General features: G+C 62.1%; 25 protein-coding genes. 10 read left to right on the plus strand and 15 right to left on the minus strand.

Features of this window, described 5'->3' with window-relative positions; translation table 11 throughout:
- Positions 1-49: 49 nt before the first annotated feature.
- The 8 genes from pxpA to ADK28_RS00470 all read right to left on the minus strand — a co-directional run bounded on the left by pxpA (position 50) and on the right by ADK28_RS00470 (position 7041).
- Complete coding sequence (pxpA, locus tag ADK28_RS00435; RefSeq protein WP_016928735.1) at positions 50-790, minus strand: 5-oxoprolinase subunit PxpA; 741 nt, start codon at positions 788-790, stop codon at positions 50-52.
- Positions 780-1712, minus strand: coding sequence for a 5-oxoprolinase subunit PxpC (pxpC, locus tag ADK28_RS00440; protein ID WP_048794598.1), 933 nt, complete (start codon positions 1710-1712; stop codon positions 780-782). The genes pxpA and pxpC overlap by 11 nt, the downstream gene beginning before the upstream one ends.
- On the minus strand, positions 1706-2362 hold the full coding sequence (gene pxpB, locus ADK28_RS00445) for a 5-oxoprolinase subunit PxpB (RefSeq protein WP_016928737.1): 657 nt from the start codon (positions 2360-2362) through the stop codon (positions 1706-1708). The genes pxpC and pxpB overlap by 7 nt, the downstream gene beginning before the upstream one ends.
- Positions 2363-2521: 159 nt before the next feature.
- The gene (locus ADK28_RS00450) at positions 2522-3265 is read right to left on the minus strand and encodes a type 2 GTP cyclohydrolase I (protein ID WP_016928738.1); all 744 of its coding nucleotides are present in this window, start codon (positions 3263-3265) and stop codon (positions 2522-2524) included.
- 18 nt (positions 3266-3283) lie between these two features.
- A complete protein-coding gene (locus ADK28_RS00455) occupies positions 3284-4264 on the minus strand; it encodes an MBL fold metallo-hydrolase (RefSeq protein WP_033641074.1) in 981 nt (326 codons plus the stop codon).
- Positions 4265-4286: 22 nt separating this feature from the next.
- Positions 4287-5717, minus strand: coding sequence for a deoxyribodipyrimidine photo-lyase (gene phrB / locus ADK28_RS00460; RefSeq protein WP_048794599.1), 1431 nt, complete (start codon positions 5715-5717; stop codon positions 4287-4289).
- 15 nt (positions 5718-5732) lie between these two features.
- Positions 5733-6689 carry a YbgA family protein gene (locus ADK28_RS00465; protein WP_016928741.1) on the minus strand — a complete coding sequence of 319 codons (957 nt, stop codon included), beginning with the start codon at positions 6687-6689 and terminating at the stop codon, positions 5733-5735.
- A 142-nt stretch (positions 6690-6831) separates the two neighbouring features.
- Positions 6832-7041 carry a YbfA family protein gene (locus tag ADK28_RS00470; RefSeq protein WP_004939916.1) on the minus strand — a complete coding sequence of 70 codons (210 nt, stop codon included), beginning with the start codon at positions 7039-7041 and terminating at the stop codon, positions 6832-6834.
- A 441-nt stretch (positions 7042-7482) separates the two neighbouring features.
- Between ADK28_RS00470 and ADK28_RS00475 the strand changes: the two genes are divergently transcribed.
- From ADK28_RS00475 to kdpE, 6 genes are all read left to right on the plus strand, one after another.
- Positions 7483-7572: a K(+)-transporting ATPase subunit F gene (locus ADK28_RS00475; RefSeq protein ID WP_016928742.1), complete on the plus strand. Its 90-nt coding sequence runs from the start codon at positions 7483-7485 to the stop codon at positions 7570-7572.
- Positions 7572-9260 (plus strand): potassium-transporting ATPase subunit KdpA, encoded by a 1689-nt coding sequence (gene kdpA, locus ADK28_RS00480; RefSeq protein ID WP_048794600.1) that lies wholly within the window; start codon positions 7572-7574, stop codon positions 9258-9260. Before ADK28_RS00475 ends, kdpA begins: the two co-directional genes overlap by 1 nt.
- A gap of 26 nt (positions 9261-9286) precedes the next feature.
- Positions 9287-11356 carry a potassium-transporting ATPase subunit KdpB gene (kdpB, locus tag ADK28_RS00485; protein WP_016928744.1) on the plus strand — a complete coding sequence of 690 codons (2070 nt, stop codon included), beginning with the start codon at positions 9287-9289 and terminating at the stop codon, positions 11354-11356.
- 18 nt (positions 11357-11374) lie between these two features.
- Positions 11375-11944: a potassium-transporting ATPase subunit KdpC gene (gene kdpC / locus ADK28_RS00490; protein WP_048794605.1), complete on the plus strand. Its 570-nt coding sequence runs from the start codon at positions 11375-11377 to the stop codon at positions 11942-11944.
- 73 nt (positions 11945-12017) lie between these two features.
- On the plus strand, positions 12018-14714 hold the full coding sequence (gene kdpD, locus ADK28_RS00495) for a two-component system sensor histidine kinase KdpD (RefSeq protein WP_048794601.1): 2697 nt from the start codon (positions 12018-12020) through the stop codon (positions 14712-14714).
- 16 nt (positions 14715-14730) lie between these two features.
- Positions 14731-15420 carry a two-component system response regulator KdpE gene (gene kdpE / locus ADK28_RS00500; RefSeq protein ID WP_033637458.1) on the plus strand — a complete coding sequence of 230 codons (690 nt, stop codon included), beginning with the start codon at positions 14731-14733 and terminating at the stop codon, positions 15418-15420.
- Positions 15421-15447: 27 nt separating this feature from the next.
- Here the strand turns inward: kdpE and ADK28_RS00505 are convergent, their stop codons facing one another.
- From ADK28_RS00505 to seqA, 4 genes are all read right to left on the minus strand, one after another.
- Positions 15448-15747, minus strand: a complete 300-nt coding sequence (locus tag ADK28_RS00505; protein ID WP_004939927.1) for a DUF3861 domain-containing protein — start codon at positions 15745-15747, stop codon at positions 15448-15450.
- Positions 15747-16388 carry a PadR family transcriptional regulator gene (locus ADK28_RS00510; RefSeq protein ID WP_033641079.1) on the minus strand — a complete coding sequence of 214 codons (642 nt, stop codon included), beginning with the start codon at positions 16386-16388 and terminating at the stop codon, positions 15747-15749. Before ADK28_RS00510 ends, ADK28_RS00505 begins: the two co-directional genes overlap by 1 nt.
- A 191-nt stretch (positions 16389-16579) precedes the next feature.
- Positions 16580-18223, minus strand: a complete 1644-nt coding sequence (pgm, locus tag ADK28_RS00515; RefSeq protein ID WP_048794606.1) for a phosphoglucomutase (alpha-D-glucose-1,6-bisphosphate-dependent) — start codon at positions 18221-18223, stop codon at positions 16580-16582.
- 77 nt (positions 18224-18300) lie between these two features.
- Positions 18301-18843 carry a replication initiation negative regulator SeqA gene (seqA, locus tag ADK28_RS00520; protein WP_033641080.1) on the minus strand — a complete coding sequence of 181 codons (543 nt, stop codon included), beginning with the start codon at positions 18841-18843 and terminating at the stop codon, positions 18301-18303.
- 224 nt (positions 18844-19067) lie between these two features.
- On the opposite strand from seqA, the gene ybfF reads away from it, so the two are divergent.
- From ybfF to fur, 4 genes are all read left to right on the plus strand, one after another.
- The gene (gene ybfF, locus ADK28_RS00525; protein ID WP_082172225.1) at positions 19068-19841 is read left to right on the plus strand and encodes an esterase; all 774 of its coding nucleotides are present in this window, start codon (positions 19068-19070) and stop codon (positions 19839-19841) included.
- 256 nt (positions 19842-20097) lie between these two features.
- The gene (gene ybfE, locus ADK28_RS00530; protein ID WP_004939936.1) at positions 20098-20385 is read left to right on the plus strand and encodes a LexA regulated protein; all 288 of its coding nucleotides are present in this window, start codon (positions 20098-20100) and stop codon (positions 20383-20385) included.
- Between the two features lie 255 nt (positions 20386-20640).
- The gene (fldA, locus tag ADK28_RS00535; RefSeq protein ID WP_048794602.1) at positions 20641-21180 is read left to right on the plus strand and encodes a flavodoxin FldA; all 540 of its coding nucleotides are present in this window, start codon (positions 20641-20643) and stop codon (positions 21178-21180) included.
- A gap of 329 nt (positions 21181-21509) precedes the next feature.
- Positions 21510-21956 carry a ferric iron uptake transcriptional regulator gene (gene fur / locus ADK28_RS00540; protein ID WP_004939939.1) on the plus strand — a complete coding sequence of 149 codons (447 nt, stop codon included), beginning with the start codon at positions 21510-21512 and terminating at the stop codon, positions 21954-21956.
- 251 nt (positions 21957-22207) lie between these two features.
- On the opposite strand, the gene ADK28_RS00545 is transcribed toward fur, so the two are convergent.
- The 3 genes from ADK28_RS00545 to ADK28_RS00555 all read right to left on the minus strand — a co-directional run.
- On the minus strand, positions 22208-24865 hold the full coding sequence (locus ADK28_RS00545; RefSeq protein ID WP_048794603.1) for a beta-N-acetylhexosaminidase: 2658 nt from the start codon (positions 24863-24865) through the stop codon (positions 22208-22210).
- Between the two features lie 13 nt (positions 24866-24878).
- Complete coding sequence (gene chiQ / locus ADK28_RS00550; RefSeq protein WP_016928754.1) at positions 24879-25205, minus strand: ChiQ/YbfN family lipoprotein; 327 nt, start codon at positions 25203-25205, stop codon at positions 24879-24881.
- A 46-nt stretch (positions 25206-25251) separates the two neighbouring features.
- Positions 25252-25623: OprD family outer membrane porin (locus ADK28_RS00555; RefSeq protein ID WP_152929582.1), on the minus strand; the 372-nt coding region annotated here is incomplete at its 5' end.

Consider the following 25623-nt stretch of genomic DNA (forward strand, 5'->3'; position numbering starts at 1 on the left):
TCCCTCGATATTTTCTAATAGTTTTTTGCTTGTGATGTTGTGTCTTGCTTTATTGCTCCGCGCTGACGCGGATGCCCTGCTGAACAAAACTGTCCCGCAGCTTGCGCGCATACGCCAGCGCATGCTCGCCGTCCCCGTGCAGGCAGACGGTTTCCGCCTGAACGGCGGCCCAGACGCCATCCACGCTGCGAACCCGGTGATGGCGCACCATCTCCAGCGTTTGCGCCAGCGCCTGTTCGTCGTCCTCGATCAGCGCCCCCGGCAAACCGCGCGGCACCAGCGTGCCGTCGGCCTGATAGCCGCGATCGGCGAACACCTCTTGCCGGGTGGTCAGGCCAAGTTGTTCCCCGGCGCGGATCAGCGCGCTGCCGGCCAGCCCCACCAGCCGCAGCGCCGGATCGACCGCCTGCACCGCCCGAGCGATCGCTTCCGCCAGCGCCGGCTCAACCGCCGCCTGGTTGTACAGCATGCCGTGCGGCTTAACGTGCACCATCACTCCGCCCTCGGCGCGGGCGATGGCCGCCAGCGCCCCGAGCTGATACACCACCTGCGCGTACACCGTTTCCGGCGGCAGCTGCATGCGGGTCCGGCCGAAATTCTCTCGATCGGGAAAACTCGGGTGGGCGCCGATCGCCACGCCGTACTGCAATGCCCAGCGCACCGACTGGCGCATGGTCTGCGCATCGCCGGCGTGGAAGCCGCAGGCGATGTTGGCCGAACTCACCAATTGCAGCAGCGCCTGGTCGTTGGCGCAGCCTTCGCCGAGATCGGCGTTCAAATCAACGATCATGTAACCCCCAGGCAATCTGTCGAAGGAAGAGATCCTGCTCGGCCTTGGCGCGCTGCGCCTCGGCCAGTGAGCAGAGAACGAAGTGGATCGGTTCGCCGAGACGGATCTGCGCCAAGTGGTAGAGATCGGCTTCGATCACGCAGGCGATACGCGGGTAACCGCCGGTGGTTTGCGCATCGGCCATCAGCACGATCGGCTGGCCGTTGTGCGGCACCTGCACCACGCCGGGCAGCAGGCCGTGCGACAGCATCTCGCGGTCGGTGGCGCGCTCCAGCGGCGTGCCGCCGTGCAGGCGGTAGCCCATGCGGTTGCTCTGCGGGCTGAGCTGCCAGGCGGTGCGCCAGAACGTGTCCTGTGCCTCTTCGCTGAACTCGGCGTACTCCGGCCCCGGCAGCGCGCGGATGCGGTTGGTGAACAGCAGCTGTTTCACGCCGCAGGAATGTTGCGGTTGAGCGGCAGAGTTGCCCAGCGGCAGCCGATCGCCGTCCTTCAGATTACGGCCTTCGTGGCCGCCAAAGGCGGCTTTCATGTCGGTGCTGCACGAGCCCAGCATTTCCGGCACGGCGATACCGCCCGAGATCGCCAGGTAGCTGCGCATGCCGCGTTTCGGCGTGCCCAGCGCCAGCCGCTGCCCCTTTTTCACCGGATAGCGCCAGCCGGTCCACAGCGGCTTGCCGTCCAGCTGCGCGTCGCAGCCGGCGCCGGTCAGGGCGATCCAGCCTGCGCGGGTAAACTCGGCGCTGAACTGGCCGAGGGTGATCTCCAGCCCGGCGGCCTCCGGCGCATTGCCCACCAGCAGGTTGGCGATCTTCAGCGCCGGTTGATCCAGCGCTCCGCCGGTGCTGATGCCCAGACGGCGGAATCCCTCGCGGCCCAAATCCTGCACCGTGGTATAGATGCCGGCGCGCAGAATAATCAGCATACGCCCTCCTTCTGCGGCACAAAGCGTACGTTATCGCCCGGACGCAGCAGCGTCGGCGGCATTTCATGCGGATTGAACAACGCCAACGGCGTGCGGCCGATCAGCTGCCAGCCGCCGGGCGTCACCAGCGGATAGATGCCGGTCTGGCCACCGCCGATGCCGACGGAGCCGGCCGCCACCGCCAGACGCGGTTCAGCGCGGCGCGGCGTCGCCAGTTGTTCCGGCATGCCGCCCAAATAGGAGAAGCCCGGCTGAAAGCCGAGAAAATAGACCACATAGGCCGCCGCCGCGTGGCATTCCACCACCTGTTGCGGCGTCATGCCGGTATGGCGCGCCACTTCATCCAGGTCGGGGCCCTGTTCCCCGCCGTAGACCACCGGAATATCCACCTGGCGCGACTCCGGCGTCAGGCGCTCTTTGCTTTCCCAGCCCTGCTGCAGCAACGCCAGCATCGCTTCGGCGTCGGCCTGCGGCGTATGCAGCAACAGCGTCAGGTTGTTCATCCCCGGCACCACTTCCCGCACGTCGGGATGGTGATTCAGCTTTTCCGCCAGCGCCCAGATGCGCTGCTGGCTCGGCAACGTCACCGGCGGCGACAGTTCAAGCACTACCGCTCTTTCACCCAACAGGTAATAACGCGCTTGTTGCACCCTTATTCTCCTTATTATTATCGCGCTGAAAAACACACCAGTTATGCGTGACGCGGCCCCGGCTGTCAATAGAGCGCAACCATAAGGAAAATAAGGAAATAGCGCGATAAAAGGATTCAGCCGGCGCACAGGCCGGGCTGGATCCGGGGAAGAGAAAAATCAGGCGGGATTCGGGATATCGATAAAGGTCACATCAAAGCCGTGGTGTTGGGCCAGCCACTCACCCAACGCTTTCACGCCGCCGCGCTCGGTGGCGTGGTGACCGGCGGCGAAGAAATGTACGCCCATTTCGCGCGCGCTGTGAATGGTCTGCTCAGACACTTCACCGCTGATGAACGCATCGACGCCAAAGCGCGCCGCGCTGTCGATAAAGCCCTGGCCGCCGCCGGTGCACCAGGCCACCCGGCGAATATGTTCAGGCGCGTTATCGCCGCAGTGCAGCACCGCGCGCCCCAGTCGGCTTTCGATACGCTGCTGCAGCGCTTCACCGGTCAGCGGCTGCTCAAATTCGCCGTGCGGCACCAGCGGCTCGACGTCGCCAATCACCCGGATGCCCAGCGCCTGCGCCAGCTGCGCGTTGTTGCCCAGCACCGGATGCGCGTCCAGCGGCAGGTGGTAGCCGTACAGATTGATATCGTGGGTCAGCAGCGTTTTCAGGCGATTGCGTTTCATGCCGCGCACCGCCGGCGCCTCGTTTTTCCAGAAATAGCCGTGGTGCACGATAATCGCGTCGGCCTGATGCGCCACCGCGGCGTCCAGCAGCGCCTGACAGGCGGTGACGCCGGTCACGATGCGCTGCACGTGCGGGCGGCCTTCTACCTGCAAACCGTTGGGGGCGTAGTCCTGAAACGCCGCGGCGTTCAGTTCCGTGTTGATCAGTTGTTCCAGATCGAGGTTACGCATTCTCTTCTCTCTTCATAGTCAAAATGTCTGCCGGTCGCCCTGCGCCATCAGGATGAATTTCACCCCCAGATCGTTGCCCTGCGTCAGCTGCTGCGCAATGGCGGCGCGCGCGTCTTCGCCCTGCTTCAGGCTGGGCTTGATGTGGCTGATGACCACCGGCAGCCCCTTCAGCGAGCCTTCGCCGCCGCTGTACTGCGTCAGGTTCTTCAGCTCCTTCAGCAGCCAGGCCGGCGTCAAATGACCGTACAGATGTTTGTCCTCCACTCCGTTGGGGTAAGAGGTTTCGATAATCATGCCTTTGAGCTTTTTCTGCTCGACAAGCGGCCCCAGCGCGCGCCAGACGGTATCGAGATCGCGCGACTGCTCCACCTTATCCGGCCCGGTATCGCCGAAGTAGGCGAAGAACTCGTTGCCGTTGGAAATCAGCAGCATCGACGACGGGTAGCGATCGTGGCTGAGCGGGTACATCACGCCGGTCAACCCGGTCAGCCCGAGGGTAAACCGCTGCTGCGGCCGCACCGTTTGCAGCCGGTAGGTGCCCAGCCGCGCACCGTTGCCGGCATCGGTAAAGTTCGGCCAGGCCTTCCAGTTAAAGTAGTGATTACGCAGGGTCAGCACGGTGTCCGCCTGGGCGTAAACGGTTTTTTTATTGTCCTCGGGCGAGCCGACGATCAGCCCCGCCACGTGGTCCAGATGGCCGTGGCTGATAAAGTAACTGCCGATCAACTGCCGGAACACATGGCCCTGCGGCGTGTAAGGCGCGGCCAACTCGGCGGTCACCTGCGGGAAGCTGCCCTTCTCCAGCCCTTTGGCGATGCCCGGCAGCAGCGAACCGGCGTCCAGCGCCACATACTGCGGCTGATTGTCGCTGCGGATCAGGTAGGAAGTCAGGTTGCCGTCGCTGACGCCGCCGTCGACGCCCAGCGCCACCACGTCAAAGCCGGCGATCGCCAGCGCGGAATAGCCGCTCAGGCACAGGGCCAACACCTTTTTCATCATTGCGTCGCTCCTTGCAGTTGCCTCAAGACTCTCCCCGTTTCGCCGCCTCGAACGCCGCCAGCGTCTCCAGGCGGGCTTGCTTATGATCGACGATCGGCAGCGGGTAATTCAGCACGCATGGCTGCTTTTCCGCCCAACGGTGAGGATGATGGATGTCATTGTCGGGCACATCCGCCAGTTCCGGCAACCATTTACGGATAAAAGTGCCTTGTGGATCAAAACGTTCACCCTGCGTCGTCGGGTTGAAGATGCGGAAATACGGCGCGGCGTCGGTGCCGGTGGACGCCGCCCACTGCCAGCCGCCGTTGTTGGCCGCCAGATCGCCGTCCAGCAGTTGCGACATGAAGTAGCGCTCCCCGGCCCGCCAGTCGATCAGCAGATCCTTCACCAGGAAACTGGCGCTGATCATGCGCAGCCGGTTATGCATCCAGCCGGTGGCGTTCAGTTGGCGCATGGCGGCATCGACGATCGGGTAGCCGGTCTCGCCCCGCTGCCAGGCCTGCAGCTTCGCCGCGTCATCGCACCAGCGCACTTTGTCCGTCCAGGCGATAAACGGCCGATGGCGGCACAGCTCGGGATAGGCCACCAGCAGATGGCGGTAGAACTCGCGCCAAATCAGCTCGTTCAGCCAGGCGAAAGCGCCGCTCTCGCGATCTTCCAGCAACCGTGGGCATTCGGCGCGCAGGCGATTGAAGCACTGGCGCGGCGACAGCGCGCCAATCGCCAGATAGGGCGACAGGCTGCTGGTGCCGGCGATGGCGGGCAGATCGCGCTGGCGAAGGTAATCCTGCACTTGCTCACGGCAAAAGGCGCGCAGACGTTGCAGCGCGGCCTCCTCGCCGGCGGGATAGCCATCCCCAACCTCCGCCGCGGGGTAATCGAACGCCGCCGGCGGCTCAGGCGCAGGCAACGCGCCACCGGCACGGGTTTTAGGCGCCGGCAGGCAGCTGAGATCGGACTCGGTCAGGCGCTGAATGAAAGCGTTGCGAAACGGCGTATAGACCTTGTACATCTCGCCGCCGCCGGTTTGCACGCTGCCCGGCGGCAACAGCAGGCTGTCATCGAAACCGCGGCACGCCACCCGGTCGCTCAATCGCTGTTCCAACCGCGCATCGCGGCGCCGTTCATTCAGTTCGTACTGGCGATTGTAAAACAGCGCATCTACCTGCTCTCGCTCGCAATAGTCCGCCAGCCAGTCGATCGACGCGGCAAAGTCCGTGCCAGCATGGCAATGCAGCGCAATGCCTTTTTGCGCCAACGCCTGCTGCACCGCCCGCAGGCTGGCGTGGATCAGCGCCGCCTGCCGCGGCGCCATCTCATGTTGCCGCCACTGCTGCGGGGTGGCGATAAACACCGCCAGCACCCGGGCTTCGGGATCGCTGCAGGCGGCGTGCAGCGCTTTGTTGTCGGTGATACGCAGATCGTTACGCAACCAGACCAGATGCGTGGTCATAAAACTCCTTGTCAATCAATGGCCGTAACGCAAACGCAGCGCCTCCGGGTAAGGTTCGAAATAACGTTGTTCCGCCAGATAGCGGTCGGGGTATTCCGCCATGTAATGCTTAAGCAGCGCGATCGGCGCCAGCAGCGGCTGCATGCCCTGCCGATAACGGTCGATCAGGTGCGCCAGTTCCTGACGCTGCGCCGCGCTGAGCTGACGGCGGAAATAGCCCTGCACGTGCATCAGCACGTTGGTGTGGTTGCGCCGCGTTGCTTTGTGCGCCAACAGCGCCATCAGGCGGCTGCGGTATTCCACGGCGAAGGCCTCCAGCGAGTCCCAGCGGTGAATATCGGCGACGAAGCGCCCCAGCTCGCGATAAGCCGGCTGCGAATGCGCCAACAGTGAAAGCTTGTAGCGGCTGTGAAACGCGATCAGCCCGCCGCGGGTCAGCCCCTGGCGCCACAGCATATTCAGCTCATACAGCGCATACACCCGTTCAATGAAGTTTTCCCGCAATGCCGCATCCTGCAATCGCCCGTCTTCTTCCACCGGCAGCCACGGCATCTGACGCAGCAGTTCAGCGGTAAACAGCCCGACGCCGTTTTTACGCGAGTCTTTGCCGTTCTCGCTGTAGACCCGCACCCGCTCCAGTCCGCAGCTCGGCGACTTGGCGCAGACGATATAACCGCACAGGTGCTGCAACGCGGCCACGCGCTGCGAGGAGAAACTGCGCATCTCCTCAGTCAGATCCACGCCGGCGTCGTTGCTGTAACGCATCGCCGGCCACGGCTGCGCCTGTTTCACCAGGCGCAGCGCCGGGCGCGGCGTGGGCAGACCAATCGCCATTTCCGGGCAAACGGGCTCAAAGCGCACATAGGGCGCCAACTGTTCCACCGCAAAGGCCAGCCGCTTGTGGCCACCGTCGAAACGCACCGCATCGCCCAGTAAACAGGCGCTGATGCCGATAGGGATCTTGTCACTCATACCGCTCTCCCGCGTTGTTAGCCGATTGAGGAAAGTGTAGAAGAATGGCTTGCCGAATACGACCTTGCGCTTGATAGGGGCGGCTATAGGCATAAAAAAACCCCCGCCGCAGGGCGAGGGTTTTTCGTGAATCAGTAGTGGCTCAGTAGAAATCGCAGGACGCCAGTTCCGCCTGCTGCAGCCAGACCGGCTTATCGCTGGTTTTTGACCAGACGCGGTGCAGGTAGCTGTAAAAACGCCCGCGATCGCTGCGGAACAGCATCACCGGCAGGGCCAAAATGCCCGCGATAACCACTGCGCTGCGGCGCAGGAGAATCCGATGCAATGAATAAGCGTGATAGGTCGTAGACATGCGAACCTCCTTAAAAACGCCTGCCGTTGATTTGTCAGGGAAAACGGCGTGGGCGTATCAAATGAACAATCGGTAATTTGGTAACTGGACAAAATTTTAGCGCACTTGATGAAAGTTTACTACTCATCCGACCACTAAATCGCACAAAAAATCGCTAATCACCATGCTGATTCGTAATTTTGTTACAATCAAGTTAATTTTTAACTAAACATGGGTTACATTGTGGTTATTATTCGGTTCTTCATCCCACGCCTCAGCCCCTGCTTATTCACACATCAGGCGCAATCTCGCCGCAAGCAGGCTGCCTGAAATGGCCAATTTCCGCTGAAATTTCAGTCATTTTTATACTTTTTTTACACCCGCCCGCGCGATTTTTTCATCTTCTTTCTACCCCTCTCCCTACACTGCCTCTATCAAAAACAACACCTCTGGAGGTGTCCCGTGAGTTTCAGCGTTATTGGTGGTGCGCTGTTGGTTCTGCTGCTGTTGGCCTATCTGGTCTACGCCCTGTTTAACGCGGAGGATTTCTGATGGCGGCTTCAGCCTTTTTACTGATCGCCAGTTTCCTGCTGGTGCTTCTGCTGCTGGCCCGGCCGCTGGGCGGCTTTATGGCGCGCCTGATCGAAGGTGAGCCGCTGCCTGCGCTGCGCGCAGTGGAAGCCGGCGTCTGGCGCGCCTGCGGCATCCGCCCCACCGAGATGAATTGGTGGCAGTACGCGCTGGCGATCCTGGCGTTTAACCTGCTCGGCCTGGCGCTGCTGTTCGCCCTGCTGATGGCGCAAGGCTCGCTGCCGCTCAACCCGCAAGGCTTCCCGGGTCTCTCCTGGGATCTGGCGCTCAACACCGCCGTCAGCTTCGTCACCAACACCAACTGGCAGGCCTACAGCGGCGAAAGCGCCCTCAGCTATTTCAGCCAGATGGCCGGGCTGGCGGTGCAGAACTTCGTCTCCGCCTCCACCGGCATCGCCGTGGCCTTTGCGCTGATCCGCGCCTTCACCCGCCGCGCCGGCAAGACCGTCGGCAACGCCTGGGCCGATCTGTTCCGCATCACGCTGTATGTGCTGCTGCCGATCGCGCTGCCGATCGCCCTGTTCTTCGTCAGCCAGGGCACGCTGCAAAACTTCCTGCCTTACCTGCACGTCACCACGCTCGAAGGCGCGCAGCAGACGCTGCCGATGGGGCCGGTGGCCTCGCAGGAAGCGATCAAAATGCTCGGCACCAACGGCGGCGGCTTCTTCGGCGCCAACTCGGCGCACCCGTTCGAGAACCCAACCGTGCTGACCAACTTCGTACAAATGCTGGCCATCTTCCTGATCCCCTGCGCGCTGTGCTTCTCCTTCGGCCAGTTGGCCGGTGAAAACCGTCAGGGCCATGCGCTGATCTGGGCGATGGCGCTGATCTTCGTGGTGGCGGTGGTAGTGGTGATGGTCGCCGAACTGGCGGGCAACCCGCACCTGAGCGCGTTGGGCGCCGACAGCAACATCAATATGGAAGGCAAAGAGTCGCGCTTTGGCATTCTCGCCACCAGCCTGTTCTCGGTGGTGACCACCGCCGCGTCCTGCGGGGCGGTTAACGCCATGCACGACTCTTTCACCGCGCTGGGTGGCATGGTGCCGATGTGGCTGATGCAGATCGGTGAAGTGGTGTTCGGCGGCGTAGGCTCCGGCCTGTACGGCATGCTGCTGTTCGTGCTGCTGACGGTGTTTATCGCCGGTCTGATGATCGGCCGCACCCCGGAATACCTGGGCAAGAAGATCGACGTTTACGACATGAAGATGACCGCGCTGGCGATCCTGGTCACGCCGACGCTGGTGTTGCTGGGCAGTGCGCTGGCCATCGGCACCGACGCGGGCCGCGCCGGCATCCTCAACCCGGGCGCCCACGGCTTCAGCGAAGTGCTGTACGCCCTGTCTTCCGCCGCCAACAACAACGGCAGCGCCTTCGCCGGGTTGAGCGTCAATACGCCGTTCTACAACCTGCTGCTGGCCTTCGCCATGTTCGTCGGCCGCTTCGGGGTGATCCTGCCGGTGCTGGCGATCGCCGGTTCGCTGAGCGCCAAGCAGCGTCAGCCGGCGGGCAACGGCACCCTGCCGACCTATGGGCCGCTGTTTATCGGCCTGCTGATCGGCACCGTGCTGCTGGTGGGTGCGCTGACCTTCGTGCCGGCGCTGGCGCTGGGCCCGGTGGCCGAGCATTTGCAGCTTTGGTTGGCAAACTAACCGACGTCACAGAGAGAGAATAAGAGATGACTCGCAAACAACGCGCGCTGTTTGAACCGGCTCTGGTGCGCACCGCGCTGATCGATGCGGTGAAAAAACTGGACCCTCGCGTTCAATGGCGCAACCCGGTGATGTTCGTGGTGTATATCGGCAGCCTGCTGACCACCGCCATCTGGCTGGCGATCCTCGCCGGCCAAACCGACGGCGCCGCCGCCTTTACCGGCAGCGTCGCCCTGTGGCTGTGGTTCACCGTGCTGTTCGCAAACTTCGCGGAAGCGCTGGCCGAAGGGCGCAGCAAGGCCCAGGCGGAAAGCCTGAAAGGCACCAAGAAAACCAGCTGGGCGAAAAAGCTGGCCGGCCCGCGCCGCGACGGCGCCACGGAGAAAGTGGCCGCCGAAAGCCTGCGCAAAGGCGATATCGTGCTGGTGGAAGCCGGCGACACCATCCCGTGCGACGGCGAGGTGCTGGAAGGCGGCGCTTCGGTGGATGAAAGCGCCATCACCGGCGAATCCGCCCCGGTGATCCGCGAATCCGGCGGCGACTTCTCCTCGGTCACCGGCGGCACCCGCGTGCTGTCTGACTGGCTGGTGGTGCAGTGCAGCGTCAACCCGGGGGAAACCTTCCTCGATCGCATGATCGCCATGGTGGAAGGCGCCAAACGCCGCAAAACGCCGAACGAGATCGCGCTGACCATCCTGCTGGTGGCGCTGACCATCGTGTTCGTGTTGGCCACCGCCACCCTGTTCCCGTTCTCGCAATACAGCGTGGAAGCGGCCGGCAGCGGCAGCGTGGTCACCATCACCGTGCTGGTCGCATTGCTGGTTTGCCTGATCCCCACCACCATCGGCGGCCTGCTGTCCGCCATCGGCGTGGCCGGGATGAGCCGCATGCTCGGTGCCAACGTGATCGCCACCAGCGGCCGCGCGGTGGAAGCCGCCGGCGACGTGGACGTGCTGCTGCTGGATAAAACCGGCACCATCACGCTGGGCAACCGCCAGGCGTCGGAGTTCCTGCCGGCGCCGGGCGTGAAAGAGCAAGAGCTGGCGGACGCCGCGCAGCTGGCCTCGCTGGCGGACGAAACGCCGGAAGGCCGCAGCATCGTGGTGCTGGCCAAACAGCGCTTTAACCTGCGCGAGCGCGATCTGCAGGCGCTGAACGCCACCTTCGTGCCCTTCTCCGCACAGACCCGCATGAGCGGCGTCAACGTGCAGGAGCGCATGATCCGCAAAGGCGCGGTGGACGCCATTCGCCGTCACGTCGAATCCAATCAGGGGCACTTCCCGCGGGCGGTGGACGATCTGGTGGAAAGCGTGGCGCGCACCGGCGGCACGCCGCTGGTGGTGGCGGAAGGCGCCCGGGTGCTGGGCGTGGTGGCGCTGAAGGATATCGTCAAAGGCGGCATCAAAGAGCGCTTCAATGAGCTGCGCAAGATGGGCATCAAAACGGTGATGATCACCGGCGATAACCCACTGACCGCGGCGGCGATCGCCGCCGAAGCCGGGGTGGACGATTTCCTGTCGGAAGCCACGCCGGAAGCCAAGCTGGCGCTGATCCGCCAGTATCAGGCGGAAGGCCGTCTGGTGGCGATGACCGGCGACGGCACCAACGACGCCCCGGCGCTGGCGCAGGCCGATGTGGCGGTGGCGATGAACTCCGGCACCCAGGCCGCCAAAGAGGCGGGCAACATGGTCGATCTGGACTCCAACCCGACCAAGCTGATCGAAGTGGTGCATATCGGCAAACAGATGCTGATGACGCGCGGCTCGCTGACCACCTTCAGCATCGCCAACGACGTGGCCAAATACTTCGCCATCATTCCGGCGGCGTTCGCGGCCACCTATCCGCAGCTGAACGCGCTGAACGTGATGCACCTGCACTCCCCGGCCTCCGCCATCATGTCGGCGGTGATCTTCAACGCCCTGGTGATCGTGTTCCTGATCCCGCTGGCGCTGAAAGGGGTGAGCTACAAACCGATGAGCGCCGCGGCCCTGCTGCGCCGCAACCTGTGGCTGTACGGAGTCGGCGGCCTGCTGGTGCCGTTCGTCGGCATCAAACTGATCGACCTGATCCTGGTCGCGCTGCACGTCGCCGGTTAACCATTGAGGGAAATGAACATGACGTATTTACGACCTGCGCTGGTGATGGTGATCCTGCTGACGCTGATCACCGGCATCGCCTATCCGCTGCTGACCACCGGGCTGGCGCAGCTGCTGTTTTCGGGCTCGGCTAACGGTTCGCTGCTGTACCAGGGCGACAAGGCGGTCGGCTCCGCGCTGATCGGCCAAAACTTCACGCGCGCCGACTATTTCTGGGGCCGCCCGTCGGCCACCGGCGATTCGGCCTATAATCCACTGGCCTCCGCCGGCAGCAACCTGGCGGCCACCAACCCGGCGCTGGATAAGGCTATCGCCGAGCGCGCAGCGCAGCTGCGCCAGGCCAATCCTGCGATGAGCGGCCCGATCCCGGTGGATCTGCTGACCGCCTCCGGCAGCGGGCTGGATCCGCAGATTTCGATCGCCGCGGCGCGGTATCAGCTGGCGCGGGTCGCGGCGGCGCGTCATCTGCCGCCGGAACAGATCGCCAAACTGATCGAAGACAACACCGATCGGGCCACGCCCAACTTCATGGGCGAATCGGTGGTGAACGTGTTGAAGCTGAACCTGGCGCTGGATGCGTTGAAGTAACGCGCCGTATTCAGCATAGTGATAGGGTTCGGCGTGCCGAACCCCTTTTTGCTTGGTAACACAAGGAATTGCCATGGTCGAAGAAGAACAGCAGCGTCCCGATCCCGACAGCCTGCTGGCGCTGGCCAATGAAAAACCGCGCGGCCGGTTGAAGGTATTCTTCGGCGCCTGCGCCGGCGTGGGCAAAACCTACGCCATGCTGCAGGAGGCCCAGCGCTTGCGCGCTCAGGGACTGGATGTGCTGGTCGGCGTGGTGGAAACCCACGGCCGCAGCGAGACCGCCGCCCTGCTCGACGGCCTGGCGCTGCTGCCGCAAAAACGCATCCAGCATCGCGGGCGACTGGTGCATGAATTCGATCTCGACGCCGCGCTGGCGCGCCACCCGGCGCTGATCCTGATGGACGAACTGGCGCACAGCAACGCCCACGGTTCGCGCCACCCCAAACGCTGGCAGGATGTGGAAGAGCTGCTGGACGCCGGCATCGACGTGCTGACGACCGTCAACGTGCAACATCTGGAAAGTCTGAACGACGTGGTGGGCGGCGTGACCGGCGTGCGGGTGCGCGAAACGGTGCCCGACCACGTGTTTGACGAGGCCAGCGAAGTGGTGCTGGTCGATCTGCCGCCGGACGATCTGCGCCGACGGCTGCACGAAGGCAAAGTGTATATTCCCGGCCAGGCCGAGCGCGCCATCGAGCACTTCTTCCGCAAAGGCAACCTGATCGCCCTGCGCGAGCTGGCGCTGCGCCGCACCGCCGATCGGGTCGATGACCAGATGCGCGAGTTTCGAGACACCCAGGGACGCGAGAAAGTGTGGCACACCCGCGACAGCATTCTGCTGTGCGTCGGCCACAACAGCGGCAACGAAAAGCTGGTGCGCATCGCCGCCCGGCTGGCGGCGCGGCTCGGCTGCCATTGGCATGCAGTCTACGTGGAAACCCCCAAGCTGCACCGGCTGCCGGAAAACCAGCGCCGCGCCATTCTGCGCGCGCTGAGGCTGGCGCAGGAACTGGGCGCCGAAACCGCCACCCTGGCCGATCCGTCCGAAGAGCGCGCGGTGCTGCGCTACGCCCGCGAGCATAACCTCGGCAAAATCATCATCGGCCGCCGCAGCGAGCAGCGCTGGAAACTGCGCGGCAGCTTCGCCGATCGCCTCGGCCGGCTGGGCCCGGATCTCGATCTGGTGATCGTGGCGCTGGACAGCGACGCCGCGCAGCCCCCGCCGGGCAAGGAGCACGACGGCCGCAGCTTCAATGAGAAATGGCGCATGCAGCTGCGCGGCTGCGCGGTGGCGATAGCGCTGTGCGCGCTGATTACCCTGCTCTCGCAGTGGCTGCTGCCGGGCTTCGATCAGGCCAACCTGGTGATGGTCTATCTGCTCGGCGTGGCGATCGTCGCGCTGTTCTTCGGCCGCTGGCCGTCGGTGCTGGCGGCGGTGATCAACGTCGCCAGCTTCGATCTGTTCTTCGTCCAGCCCGAATGGTCGTTCGCCGTCAGCGATATGCAGTATCTGTTGACCTTCGGCGTGATGCTCGCCGTCGGCATCATCATCGGCAACCTGACCGCCGGGGTGCGTTATCAGGCCCGGGTGGCGCGCTATCGCGAGCAGCGGGCGCGCCATCTGTACGAAATGTCGCGCGGGCTGAGCCGCGCGCTGACCGTGGCCGACATCGCCAACACCAGCCGTCATTTCCTCTCCAGCAGCTTCCAGGCGAAAACCGTGCTGCTGCTGCCGCAGGAAGACGGCCGGCTGCAGCAAATGATCGGCGAGGAAGGCGGACTGCTGTCGGTAGACGAAGCCATCGCGCGCTGGAGTTTCGACAAAGGCTTGCCGGCCGGCGCCGGCACCGACACCCTGCCCGGCGTGCCTTACCAACTGCTGCCGCTCAATACCCCCAAACAGACCTTCGGCCTGTTGGCGATCGAGCCCAACAACCTGCGCCAGCTGATGGTGCCGGAACAGCAGCGGCTGCTGCAAACCTTCGCGGTGCTGATCGCCAGTGCGCTGGAGCGGCTGCACCTGGCGCGCAGCGCCGAAGAAGCCAAGCTGGACGCCGAACGCGAACAGCTGCGCAACTCGTTGCTGGCGGCGCTGTCGCACGATCTGCGCACCCCGCTGACGGTACTGTTCGGCCAGGCGGAAATTCTCACGCTGGACCTGGCGGCCGAAGGTTCCAATCACGCCACCCAGGCCAGCCAGATCCGCCAGCAGGTGCTGAGCACCACCCGGCTGGTGAACAACCTGCTGGATATGGCGCGCATCCAGTCCGGCGGTTTCAGCCTGCGTAAAGAGTGGCAGTCGCTGGAAGAGATCGTCGGCGCCTCGCTGCACATGCTGGAGCCGCTGCTCAGCCAGCATCCGATCAAGGTCGAGCTGCCGTCGGAACAGATCCTGGTCAACTGCGACGGCAGCCTGCTGGAACGGGTGTTCACCAACCTGTTGGAAAACGCCAATAAATACGCCGGCGCCGAGGCCACCATCGGCATTCGCGCCCGCACGCTGCCCGAGTGGCTGGAAGTCGAGGTCTGGGATAACGGCCCCGGTATCCCCGCCGATCAGCTGCAGCTGATTTTCGACAAGTTTTCACGCGGCAATAAAGAGTCGGCGATCCCCGGCGTCGGCTTGGGGTTAGCGATTTGTCGTGCCATTATTGAAGTGCATGATGGCCGCATCTGGGCGGAAAACGGCGCCAACGGCGGCGCCAGCTTCCGCTTCGTGCTGCCGCTGGAAAAACCGCCCGAGATCGACGGCGACGCCTTCGATCTGTAATCAACGCAGGGGAAACGTGAGCATAACGCCAACCAACATTCTGATTGTTGAAGATGAAAAAGAGATCCGCCGCTTCGTGCGCACCGCGCTGGAGAGCGAAGGCCTGCGGGTGTTTGAAAGTGAAACGCTGCAGCGCGGGCTGATTGAGGCCGGCACGCGCAAACCGGATCTGATCATCCTGGATTTGGGGTTGCCGGATGGCGACGGGCTGAGCTACATCCGCGATCTGCGGCAGTGGAGCGCCATTCCGGTGATCGTACTGTCGGCGCGCAACGCCGAAGAGGACAAAATCGCCGCGCTGGACGCCGGCGCCGACGACTATCTCAGCAAACCGTTCGGCATCGGTGAACTGTTGGCGCGGGTGCGGGTCGCGCTGCGCCGCCACTCCGCCAGCCAACAGGAAAGCCCGCTGGTGAGCTTTTCGGCGATCACCGTCGATCTGGTGAATCGCCGGGTGCTGCGCAACGACGAAGATCTGCACCTGACGCCGATCGAGTTTCGCCTGTTGGCGGAGCTGCTGGCCAACGCCGGGAAGGTGATTACCCAACGCCAGCTGTTGAGCCACGTCTGGGGGCCGAACTACGTGGAACACAGCCACTACCTGCGCATCTACATGGGCCATCTGCGGCAGAAGCTCGAAGCCGATCCGGCCCGGCCCAAACACCTGCTGACCGAAACCGGCGTCGGCTACCGTTTCATGCCTTAACCCCGGCGAGCGCGGTGTGCCGCGCCTTTACGCCGCCGGGCCCTTCTTCAATCCGACCATAAATTCCTTAAACGCCTCGCGCAGCGGAGCGAACACCGGGTGTTTGCGGTTTTCGATCATCACTTCGGAGAACAGTTTCAACCCCACGGCGAAGGCCGCGCTCTGCTCGGGGCCGAAGTTCAGATCGTCACGCGCCCGAATGCGCTCGACGATCTCGAGAATATCGTCATGATTGGTCACCTCAAAACTCAGCGGTGCCTTCTCGACGGGGTTGCCCTGGCGGTCGCTCAGGGCTTCAACGGTAATGTTAAAACGGTGGCCGGGCATCAGTTCTCCTCCTGCTGCGTGGGTTGAATGTGCATTTCGCTTTCGATCGCCGCCACGGCGGTCAGCAACGCGGCGTTGATGCGCTCCACCTGCTGCGGCGTGAGATCGGCGCGCATCACGTTGCCGCGCAGCAGGCTGCGCAGACGGTTCATGGCGTCGTAGATACCTTCCGCCAGGTTGCCGTGCCGATGATGCTCGCGGCCGGCGCCCGCCAGACGCGCCAGAATGACGTCAACCACCTGTTGATGCTTTTGCAGCTCGCCCTCGCCCGCCGTGGTGATGCGGTAGCTTTTTCGGCCGTTGCCGGTGGTGAGCGGTTCGAGAAAATCCTGTTCTTCCAGCAGCGTCAGCGTGGGGTAAATCACCCCCGGGCTCGGCACATACAGGCCGGAAGAGGCCTCCTCGATCGCCTTGATCAATTCGTATCCGTGGCTGGGCTTGCGCGCCACCAGCGCCAGCAACACCAGGCGCAGATCGCCGTGCTCGAACAGACGATGACGCCCGCCCCGGCCGCCGCGCCCACCTCGGCCGTGCTCTTCGCCTTCGCCGCCGAAGTGATGACGCCCGCCGCGATGACGGCGCCCCTCTTCGCACGCATGAGGGTGGTGGTGATGCCGGTGTAAACCTAATCGATGAAACATAGGGTGATACCTCGCTTTAACAGTGAACATCAATACGAGGTTGTTTAGATATATCTAAACAGCGTCGATAACGCTAATCTAGATCGATATATCTAAATGCGCAAGCGCGTGCCGTGAAAAAGATATATCTAAATTGCAGACATAAAAAAAGCGCTGTAAAAACAGCGCTTTTTATCCATCAAGAAAAGCGATTACTTGGCGGAAGCCAGCACTTCGCTGACGATCTCGACCGCTTCGTGCTCAATCTTCTCGCGGTGTTCCGCCCCGAGGAAGCTCTCGCAGTAGATCTTGTAAGCCTCTTCGGTGCCGGAAGGACGGGCCGCGAACCAGCCGTTGTCGGTCATGACTTTCAGGCCGCCGATCGACGCGCCGTTGCCCGGCGCCGCGGTCAGACGTGCGGTGATCGGATCCCCGCCCAGCGTACTGGCCTTGACCATCTCCGGCGACAGCTTGGACAGCGCCGCTTTCTGCGCATGGGTTGCCGGCGCCTGGATACGGTTGTAGCTCGGCGCGCCGAAGCGCTTGGCCAGATCGTCATAATGATGCTGCGGGTTCTCACCGGTTACCGCGGTGATTTCAGCCGCCAGCAGGCACATGATGATGCCGTCTTTGTCGGTCGACCAAGGCTGGCCGTTGAAGCGCAGGAACGAGGCCCCGGCGCTCTCTTCACCGCCGAAGCCCAGGCTGCCGTCGAACAGGCCGTCCACGAACCATTTGAAACCGACCGGCACTTCCACCAGCTTGCGGCCCAGGTCAGCCACCACGCGGTCGATCATCGCGCTGGACACCAGCGTTTTACCTACCGCCACATCGGCGCCCCACTGCGGGCGATGTTGGAACAGGTAGTTGATGGCTACCGCCAGATAGTGGTTCGGGTTCATCAGGCCTTTCGGCGTGACGATGCCGTGGCGGTCGTAATCCGGATCGTTGGCGAACGCCAGATCGAATTTGTCGCGCAGCGCCAGCAGGCCGGCCATCGCCGACTCGGACGAGCAATCCATGCGGATGATGCCGTCGTGGTCCAGGTGCATGAAGCGGAAGGTCTGATCGATGGAGTCGTTCACCAGCGTCAGATCCAGCTTGTAGTGTTCCGCCACCCGCTGCCAATAGGCGATGCCGGAGCCGCCGAGCGGATCCACGCCCAGCTTCAGGCCGGCGCGTTGAATGGCCGGCATGTCGACCACGTCAACCAGCCCTTCGACATAAGGCTGCACCAAATCTTTGGCGTGCAGGTGGCCGCTGTTCCAGGCCTTGTCCAGCGACTGGCGCTGAACGCCTTTCATCTGCTGCGCCAGCAGTTCGTTGGCGCGCTTTTCGATCACCGACGTCAGGTTGGTGTCAGCCGGGCCGCCGTTCGGCGGGTTGTATTTGATGCCGCCGTCTTCCGGCGGGTTGTGGGACGGCGTAATGACGATGCCGTCAGCCTGCGCGCCGCCGCGGCGGTTGTGGCACAGAATGGCGTGCGATACCGCCGGCGTTGGCGTGAAGCCGTTGTTTTCCTGCACGATCACATCGACGCCGTTGGCGGTCAGCACTTCCAGCACGGAAATAAAGGCCGGCTCGGACAGCGCATGGGTGTCTTTGCCCACGTAGCACGGGCCGGTGGTGCCCTGCTGATGACGAACTTCGGCGATCGCCTGAGCGATGGCGAGGATGTGCGCCTCGTTGAAGCTGTGGCGCTGCGCGCTGCCGCGGTGGCCGGAAGTGCCAAACTTCACCGCATGTGCGGCATTGCCAGCTTCCGGTTGCAGCACATAGTACTGCGACGTCAGCTGGGCTACGTTGATCAGATCGCTTTGACGGGCGGGCTGCCCGGCACGTGGATTATTCGCCATCGACATATCTCCCTCATCCCTGTCGGTGACCGGGCAAATACGTCGCGCACGGCCATCATGACGGGCTGTTCGCTAAATTAGACGGTACCGCAAACTTTCTCGATCAGTTCCGCCGGGAACTGCATCGCCTGCATGATGTGTTCGATCATGCTGCGCTTGCGGCCGGTATTGGTATTGGTGATCACCCAGTAAGGGGTGCCCGGTACATGCTTCGGCTTGGTGTGCGTGCCGTTGGCCAGCAGGGTCTGCTGATCGCCGGCGAAATAGGTGCGGGTGCGGCCGGTCAACGCCTCGGTAGCGGCGGCGAAACCGGCGGCATCGAGGGTGTATAGCGTGGACAGCACCAGCATGAAACGGTTGACCGCTTTGTTCTGCTCGGCGTATTCATCCGACAGCAGCAGTTCACGCACGGCGCGTACGCGATCGCGCGGGCGCTGAACCGGCGCCGCTTTTTCCAGTTCGACGGACGGCGACGCACTGGCGGCAGGCAACGCGCGCACCGGCTGACCGGCGGTGAATTTCAACATGCGGCGTAAAATATCGGACGCGCTTTCACCGATGTGTTGCGTGTGGCTGGCAATATAACGGTAAAGCTCTTCGTCGACTTCAATAGTTTTCATCTTTATCCAATACTGTTTTTTCTACTTAGAACCTGAAGCCAGATCCTGCATTCAAGCCATGGGATTATAAGGTTAAAAGCGCTGGGGCGAACACAACAATGTGCCTCCGGACGGCAAATGCAGACTAATACCTATAGCCGGCACTGCCAAGCCCGCGCCGCGAAAATTCCGCATGATTCATCGTGCGATTCAATCATGATACCCTAATCTGAATCTCTCTCAGTATGAACTTCGCCATGAAATTACATTATCAACTGCTGGCCGCCGAGTCAGACGCGCTGCCGGTGCTGCTGATCCACGGCCTGTTCGGCAATCTCGACAACCTGGGCGTGCTGGCGCGCGATCTCCATAAACAGCACAGTGTGATCAAGGTCGATCTGCGCAACCATGGCCTCTCCCCGCGCGCCGACGACATGAACTACCCCGCCATGGCGCAGGATCTGCTGGCGCTGCTCGACGAACTGCAGCTGGAGAAAGCGATCGTCATCGGCCACTCGATGGGCGGCAAAGCGGCGATGGCGCTGACCGCCATCGCGCCCGAGCGCATCGCCAAGCTGATCGTCATCGACGTCGCGCCGGTGGATTACCAGACCCGACGTCATGACGAGATCTTCGCCGCGCTGAAGGCCGTCAGCGCCGCCGACATCACCCAGCGCCAGGCGGCCGCCCAGTTGATGCGCGACTACCTGCAGGAAGAAGGCGTGATCCAGTTCCTGCTGAAGTCCTTCCATAACGGTGAATGGCGCTTCAACCTGCCGGTGCTGATCGAACGCTACGAAGACATCACCGGCTGGCAGGAAGTCCCGGCCTGGCCACACCCGACCCTGTTCATTCGCGGCGGCCTGTCGCCGTACGTACAGGACAGCTACCGTGCAGACATCGCCCGCCAGTTCCCGCAGGCCCGCGCGCACGTCGTCGCCGGCACCGGCCATTGGGTGCACGCCGAAAAACCGGAAGCGGTGCTGCGCGCCATCCACCGTTTCCTCGGCGAAGCCTGAAAAATACGTTAATCTGGCGAAAAAACGCGCTAAAGATAACGGCTTAGCGCGTTTAGCCCGCAGTTAGGCATTGTCGCCGCTCCATCTGCTGGGGTAATATGGCGCGCTATAATTTTGCCGCCGCGCCAGCGCGTTCGCGAACGCCGGTTCGGGGGTAAATTTGGGTTAGGGTTTATTGGCCCGAAGTGTGTTAATCGATGCCTCCGGAAGCGTGCGAGCGCTTTTTGATGCAAACTCCCTTGCAGTACCGCTACCTATGGCAAAAGAACAAACGGATCGCACGACGCTGGATCTGTTCGCAGATGAACGCCGTCCGGGGCGCCCGAAAACCAACCCGCTTTCCCGCGATGAACAGCTTAGAATCAATAAGCGCAATCAGTTACGGCGCGATAAAGTGCGCGGATTGCGGCGCGTAGAGCTGAAAATCAACGCGGATGCGGTGGACGCCCTGAACAAACTGGCGGAACAGCGCAACATCAGCCGCAGCGAACTCATCGAGCAGATGCTGTTGGCGCAACTGGCGGAAGAACAGCCGGAACATTGATCTCTTCGGCCGCACGCGCGGCGCGGCGTTAAGGACAACGCCGGATCGACCACGCTTTTCTTCATCCTTCGGCATCGCATAAATGCGATAAAACCCCGGCGCCACTTTCTGGCATGATACGCATTTACCGGTAAGAGACTGCGCCTGTCGGCGCCCGCCACCGTGGCGAAAGGCTCTTGTCATGGCATCATTTTAATCGGCGGCAGCGCCGGCGCCGAGTAATGCAATTAATTGAATTTAAAGGTTATACGCGATATGGCTACTGTAGGCATTTTCTTTGGCAGCGACACTGGCAATACCGAAAACATTGCCAAAATGATCCAGAAAATTCTTCAGAAACAGTTTGGCGACGATGTCTCAGAAGTGCATGACATCGCCAAAAGCAGCAAAGAAGACCTGGAAGGGTTCGATATCCTGCTGCTGGGTATCCCGACCTGGTACTACGGTGAAGCGCAGTGTGACCGGGATGATTTCTTCCCGACGCTGGAAGAAGTCGATTTCAACGGCAAACTGGTGGCGCTGTTCGGCTGCGGCGACCAGGAAGACTACGCGGAATATTTCTGTGACGCGATGGGCACCATCCGCGACATCATCGAACCACGCGGCGCGGCCATCGTGGGCCACTGGCCGACCAAAGGCTACCACTTCGAAGCTTCCAAAGGCCTGGCGGACGACAACCACTTCATCGGTCTGGCGATCGACGAAGACCGTCAGCCGGAGCTGACCAATGAGCGCGTGGACGCCTGGGTCAAACAGATCGTCGAAGAGCTGAGCCTGGCCGATATCGTCGGCTAAACGCCGGTACTGGCGAAAGGTTGAACAAAGGCCCTGTAAAGTGCATAGTGTGCCGACAGGGCCGTCATCGGCAACAGGGATTGCTGCGATAGAAGCTACAGATTTGTAACTTCCCACCCCGTCACGGTAGACTGAGATATCGGTTTATCCCATCCATCAAGGCGTTGCATGCAAAACATGCAATAGTGCAATTATATCTTTGTTAACAACCGGCGGTTTCCATTTAGTACAACCGGTTCTATAATGAGACGCATTAACTCTTTGTGCCGACCGATGCCACAGGCGAGTACGCCTCAACTTGATTAGCATAGTAACAGGACTGAATTCGCATGACCGACAACAACATCGCATTGAAGAAGGCCGGCTTAAAAGTCACGCTTCCGCGACTCAAAATCCTGGAAGTACTGCAAAATCCGGAATGCCATCACGTCAGTGCGGAAGATTTGTACAAAAAACTGATTGATATGGGCGAAGAGATCGGCCTGGCGACGGTTTATCGCGTACTGAACCAGTTTGACGATGCGGGCATTGTGACACGTCACAATTTCGAAGGCGGCAAGTCCGTGTTCGAGCTGACCCAACAGCATCACCACGATCACCTGATTTGCCTGGACTGCGGCAAAGTGATCGAATTCAGTGATGAATCCATCGAAGTGCGCCAGCGTGATATCGCCAAGCAGCACGGCATCAAGCTCACCAACCACAGTCTGTACCTGTACGGCCACTGTGAAACCGGTGACTGCCGCGAAGACGAATCGCTGCACGACAAGAAATAAGCCTGACCGGCTATGAAAAACCGCCGCACATTGGGGCGGTTTTTTTATGCCTGCCGTACAACGGGCAAAAAAATCCCCGGACAAGCCGGGGGAAGATCATGTCATGAAATACCACAATTGCAGCGGCACTGCGACTCCACGTACTGCTCTCACTTCAACATCCGCCCCACGCCGGCACGCGCGGGGGCGAACGCATTCCCCCTTCATTATGATGCGGCCCGCCGCCAGAACCACGGGCCCCGGAGCCAGACCTAGACCTTCTCGGCGCGGCTGTAGCGTTTACCGTCCGGGCTGACCGAACGCACCTGCACGTCACCGGAGACCGCCGGCTTGGCCTTGGCGTCATAGCGCTGCCACTGCTTGCCGCCGTCGGTGGAATACTCGATGCCCAATCCCGGCAACGCGATATTCGCTTCCAGCTTGCCGCCCGCCACGCGGGCGCCCGGCACCGGCAGACGATAAGCGACGCCGCCTTTGTCCAGCTTGGCCAGTTCACGTTGGCCCAGGATATTGGCGAAGCGCAGCCAGTCTTTCTCCAGCGCCTGGGTATCGACAAAGTGGGTTTCCCCGCCTTTGTATTCGCGGCCGGCGCGATAGTCCTGCTCCCAACCGGCGCGGTGCCAGGCGCGTTCCGCCACCGACAGCGCGCGCGGGAAGATCATGTATTCCATCTGCGGATCGGTGCGCTGGGTTTCGCTCCACAGCTGAGCGGACAGACCGTAGGCGCCCGGCCACGGCTTGTCGCTTTTGGCGTTGAAGTGGTTGCCGTCGCGGTCGACCGAGGTTTCCGCGTTCTGCGGCATGTTGTCCGGCGCGAAGCTGAACACCTTGCGCTCGTCGCTGAAGCGGGTGCCCCAGTAGTAACCGCGCTCGTCCGGATTCACCTCGTAAGGGAAGTCCATGTAGACGTAGTCCGGGTTGGAGACCACCACTTCATACCCTTTATTGGCCCAGTCGTTAACGCTGTCGAAACCGCCCCAATACAGGGTGTCCCAGAAGTTGACGCCCACGCGCGAGGTGGCGAACGCCTTCGAACTTTCGGCGTCTTTCAGACCGTCCTGCCAGGCCTGCATTCTGTCGATGCCGTGCGCCTTCACCAGCTTGCTGACCTCCTGGCCGAAGTAGCTCGGCAGGTGCTCCATGTCGGCCACCTTGCCTTCTTTGATCATCGTCTGGCACACCTGCGACTTGGCCCACGGCTTGTCTTCATTACTCTGGTCAATGATGCCTTTACCCGGTTCCGGTTTCGCCTTGTCGGTATAGCCGGCGCCCAGGCGGATGTTTTTCGCCTCATCGCCGCCAAAGTGCCAGGTCTTGATCGGCTGCCCGGCTTCTTTATGCATCTGGGCAATCTCGCCAATCACCTTGTCGACAAAGCGCTGGGAGGAATCCAGGCACGGGTTCAGGTAGCTCTGGCGGTTAAAGAACTGCACGGAGGTGGTGTTGGAGGTATCGGTCGGATCCACCAGACGGAATTCGTTGGCCTCCTGCTCTTTGCCGGCGGCATGCAGTTTCTTGTAGCGCGCTTCCATCGAAACCACCGCGGCGCGGGCGTGCGCCGGCATGTCGATCTCCGGGATCACCTCAATCTGGCGCGCCTGGGCATATTTGATGATGTCGATGTAGTCCTGACGGCTGAAGAAGCCGCCGTAGACGTCCGGCCCCTGGCCGTACTGCGGCAGCAGGCAGGTGGTTTCGCTCAGATCGTGGCAGCGCTGGCCGCCGACTTCCGTCAACTCCGGCAAACCGGGGATCTCGATGCGCCAGCCTTCGTCATCGCTCAGGTGGAAGTGGAATTTGTTGAGCTTGTAAGCCGCCATCTGATCCAGCAGGCGCAGCACCGCGTCCTTCTTATGGAAGTTACGCGCCACGTCGAGGAAAATGCCGCGATACGGGAAGCGCGGCGCATCGCTGGCGTCCAGCGTGGCGATCTTGCCGCTGCCGTCGCTCGGCACTAACGACAGGATCGACTGCAGCCCGTAGAACACCCCGGCCTGATCGAAGCCGATCACTCGCGCCTCTTTCTTGCCGATTTTCAGCTCATAGGCGCCCGATACCGCCATCGCGCCTTTAAACTTGCCCGGCTGGATATCGGTCTTGATCGGGTAACCGTTGGTCTGAACCGGCACGCCCAGCAGCGCGAAACGCTGGCTGACGACGTCCGCCGCCGGCTTGACCAGCGTGCTCAGATCCAGCGCCACCCCTTTGCGCAGGTCGGCGTCCTGTGCGTGGACCTTCACCTGCATCGGCGTCGGCACGATCTGGCCGCGCAGCGCGCCGGCGGGCAGCGTCTGCAGATCGGCATTGCTGACAAAGCGCGAAGCCGGCGTCATCAGAATGTTTTTGTCGTCCTTGGTGCGCTTCCACTGGTCGCCGGTGAACGGCGCCACAAACTGATCCAGGTTTTCGGTGTCGGTATTCGCCAGCATTTTCGGCTTGGCGTCGCCGGAGGTGGCATACCAACGCGGCAGGAAGTCGTTTCTGAACAGCTGCCAGTATTCGGCGACCACCGGGATTTCCACCGCCTTACCGGCCGGGAAACCGCTGAATTTGGCGGTCGGCTCCAGCTTGTACAGATCGCCGGTCAGATGCGCGATCTTGAACTGGTCGTTGTCCACCCGCAAGGTCTGCCGCGGGCTGTGGAAATAGATGACCCAGTCTTTGCCGTCGATCGCCTGGCCGTCGTTGCTGAGGGTGAACAACACCCGGTTGCAAGAGGCCCAGTCAGCGCCCAGCGCCGCGCAATCCACGCCGTTTTCGCCGGCGCGGTTATCCAGCATTTTCACGTTCAGCTTCAGCTGGCTCAGCTGATCCACCAGCTGTTGATCGGCCATGGCGTTTCCCATGCCGCCCAGGAATCCCATCGTTGCCGTCAAGGCGGCAAGCGCGCTCAGTTTAAATGCGTTCATCTTCTCATCCTTCTTAATTATTGTTATCGCGAATTTCTTGCCACAGCTTGCCGCACTTGGCGTCATAAGCCTGACCGTTACCGCTGTGAACCGCCATAATGCAGTTCTGATAATCCATCACCCGCACCGTTTCCTGCTCAGCAAACTGCTGGTGCTGTTTTTCTTGTTTCAGCACGTTCAGCACCGACTTGCAGGGCTGCAGACGCTCCGGCGAACCTTCGGCGGTGTTGATGCAGGCGCTGTAAGCCTGCTTCAATTTGGCGTCTTCCGGCGGCGCGGCGGGTTGCGCACAGGCGCTCAAGGCCGCGGCGGCCGCCAGCATCAGCATGATTTTTTTCATCGTTGAATTCCCTTAACTGCCCCCGGCGGCGAGGCCGGGGAACGCATCAGAAGATGGTGAATGGCGCGATGACCATGAACTTGACGTCTTTCTCGTCCTGGAAGATGTTGCCGTAACCGCCGCCCCAGCTCGGGATGTTGGTGTGGTTGTCATACTGGGTGTAGTGCAGCTTGATCAGGGTGCCCTTGGCGCGCCCTTCCTGGATGGTGTACATCGCGTCCAGGCTCCAGGCGCTCTCTTTCAGGCGCTGGCTCTGATCGTAGATCGGGTTGGTGCTCGGCTTGGCGTCCCAGGCGTACACGTAGGAGCCGCCGACCGCCATGCCCGGCAGGTTCCAGTTGCTGAGGTCGTACATCACGCCGGCGTACACCGCTTTCTCGCCGTTGGCGTTAAAGTCGGAGCGGTTGTCCCACCACAC

Source organism: Serratia sp. 506_PEND (assembly GCF_001076875.1).
Classification (GTDB): Bacteria; Pseudomonadota; Gammaproteobacteria; order Enterobacterales; family Enterobacteriaceae; genus Serratia; species Serratia marcescens.

Coding starts and splice junctions, on each gene's coding strand:
- pxpA (WP_016928735.1), bottom strand. CDS start 790: ATGATCGTTGATTTGAACGCCGATCTCGGCGAAGGCTGCGCCAACGAC.
- pxpC (WP_048794598.1), bottom strand. CDS start 1,712: ATGCTGATTATTCTGCGCGCCGGCATCTATACCACGGTGCAGGATTTG.
- ADK28_RS00450 (WP_016928738.1), bottom strand. CDS start 3,265: ATGCGTAACCTCGATCTGGAACAACTGATCAACACGGAACTGAACGCC.
- ADK28_RS00455 (WP_033641074.1), bottom strand. CDS start 4,264: ATGATGAAAAAGGTGTTGGCCCTGTGCCTGAGCGGCTATTCCGCGCTG.
- phrB (WP_048794599.1), bottom strand. CDS start 5,717: ATGACCACGCATCTGGTCTGGTTGCGTAACGATCTGCGTATCACCGAC.
- ADK28_RS00465 (WP_016928741.1), bottom strand. CDS start 6,689: ATGAGTGACAAGATCCCTATCGGCATCAGCGCCTGTTTACTGGGCGAT.
- ADK28_RS00470 (WP_004939916.1), bottom strand. CDS start 7,041: ATGTCTACGACCTATCACGCTTATTCATTGCATCGGATTCTCCTGCGC.
- kdpA (WP_048794600.1), top strand. CDS start 7,572: ATGGCGGCTTCAGCCTTTTTACTGATCGCCAGTTTCCTGCTGGTGCTT.
- kdpB (WP_016928744.1), top strand. CDS start 9,287: ATGACTCGCAAACAACGCGCGCTGTTTGAACCGGCTCTGGTGCGCACC.
- kdpC (WP_048794605.1), top strand. CDS start 11,375: ATGACGTATTTACGACCTGCGCTGGTGATGGTGATCCTGCTGACGCTG.
- kdpD (WP_048794601.1), top strand. CDS start 12,018: ATGGTCGAAGAAGAACAGCAGCGTCCCGATCCCGACAGCCTGCTGGCG.
- ADK28_RS00505 (WP_004939927.1), bottom strand. CDS start 15,747: ATGCCCGGCCACCGTTTTAACATTACCGTTGAAGCCCTGAGCGACCGC.
- ADK28_RS00510 (WP_033641079.1), bottom strand. CDS start 16,388: ATGTTTCATCGATTAGGTTTACACCGGCATCACCACCACCCTCATGCG.
- pgm (WP_048794606.1), bottom strand. CDS start 18,223: ATGGCGAATAATCCACGTGCCGGGCAGCCCGCCCGTCAAAGCGATCTG.
- seqA (WP_033641080.1), bottom strand. CDS start 18,843: ATGAAAACTATTGAAGTCGACGAAGAGCTTTACCGTTATATTGCCAGC.
- ybfF (WP_082172225.1), top strand. CDS start 19,068: ATGAACTTCGCCATGAAATTACATTATCAACTGCTGGCCGCCGAGTCA.
- ybfE (WP_004939936.1), top strand. CDS start 20,098: ATGGCAAAAGAACAAACGGATCGCACGACGCTGGATCTGTTCGCAGAT.
- fldA (WP_048794602.1), top strand. CDS start 20,641: ATGGCTACTGTAGGCATTTTCTTTGGCAGCGACACTGGCAATACCGAA.
- fur (WP_004939939.1), top strand. CDS start 21,510: ATGACCGACAACAACATCGCATTGAAGAAGGCCGGCTTAAAAGTCACG.
- ADK28_RS00545 (WP_048794603.1), bottom strand. CDS start 24,865: ATGAACGCATTTAAACTGAGCGCGCTTGCCGCCTTGACGGCAACGATG.
- chiQ (WP_016928754.1), bottom strand. CDS start 25,205: ATGAAAAAAATCATGCTGATGCTGGCGGCCGCCGCGGCCTTGAGCGCC.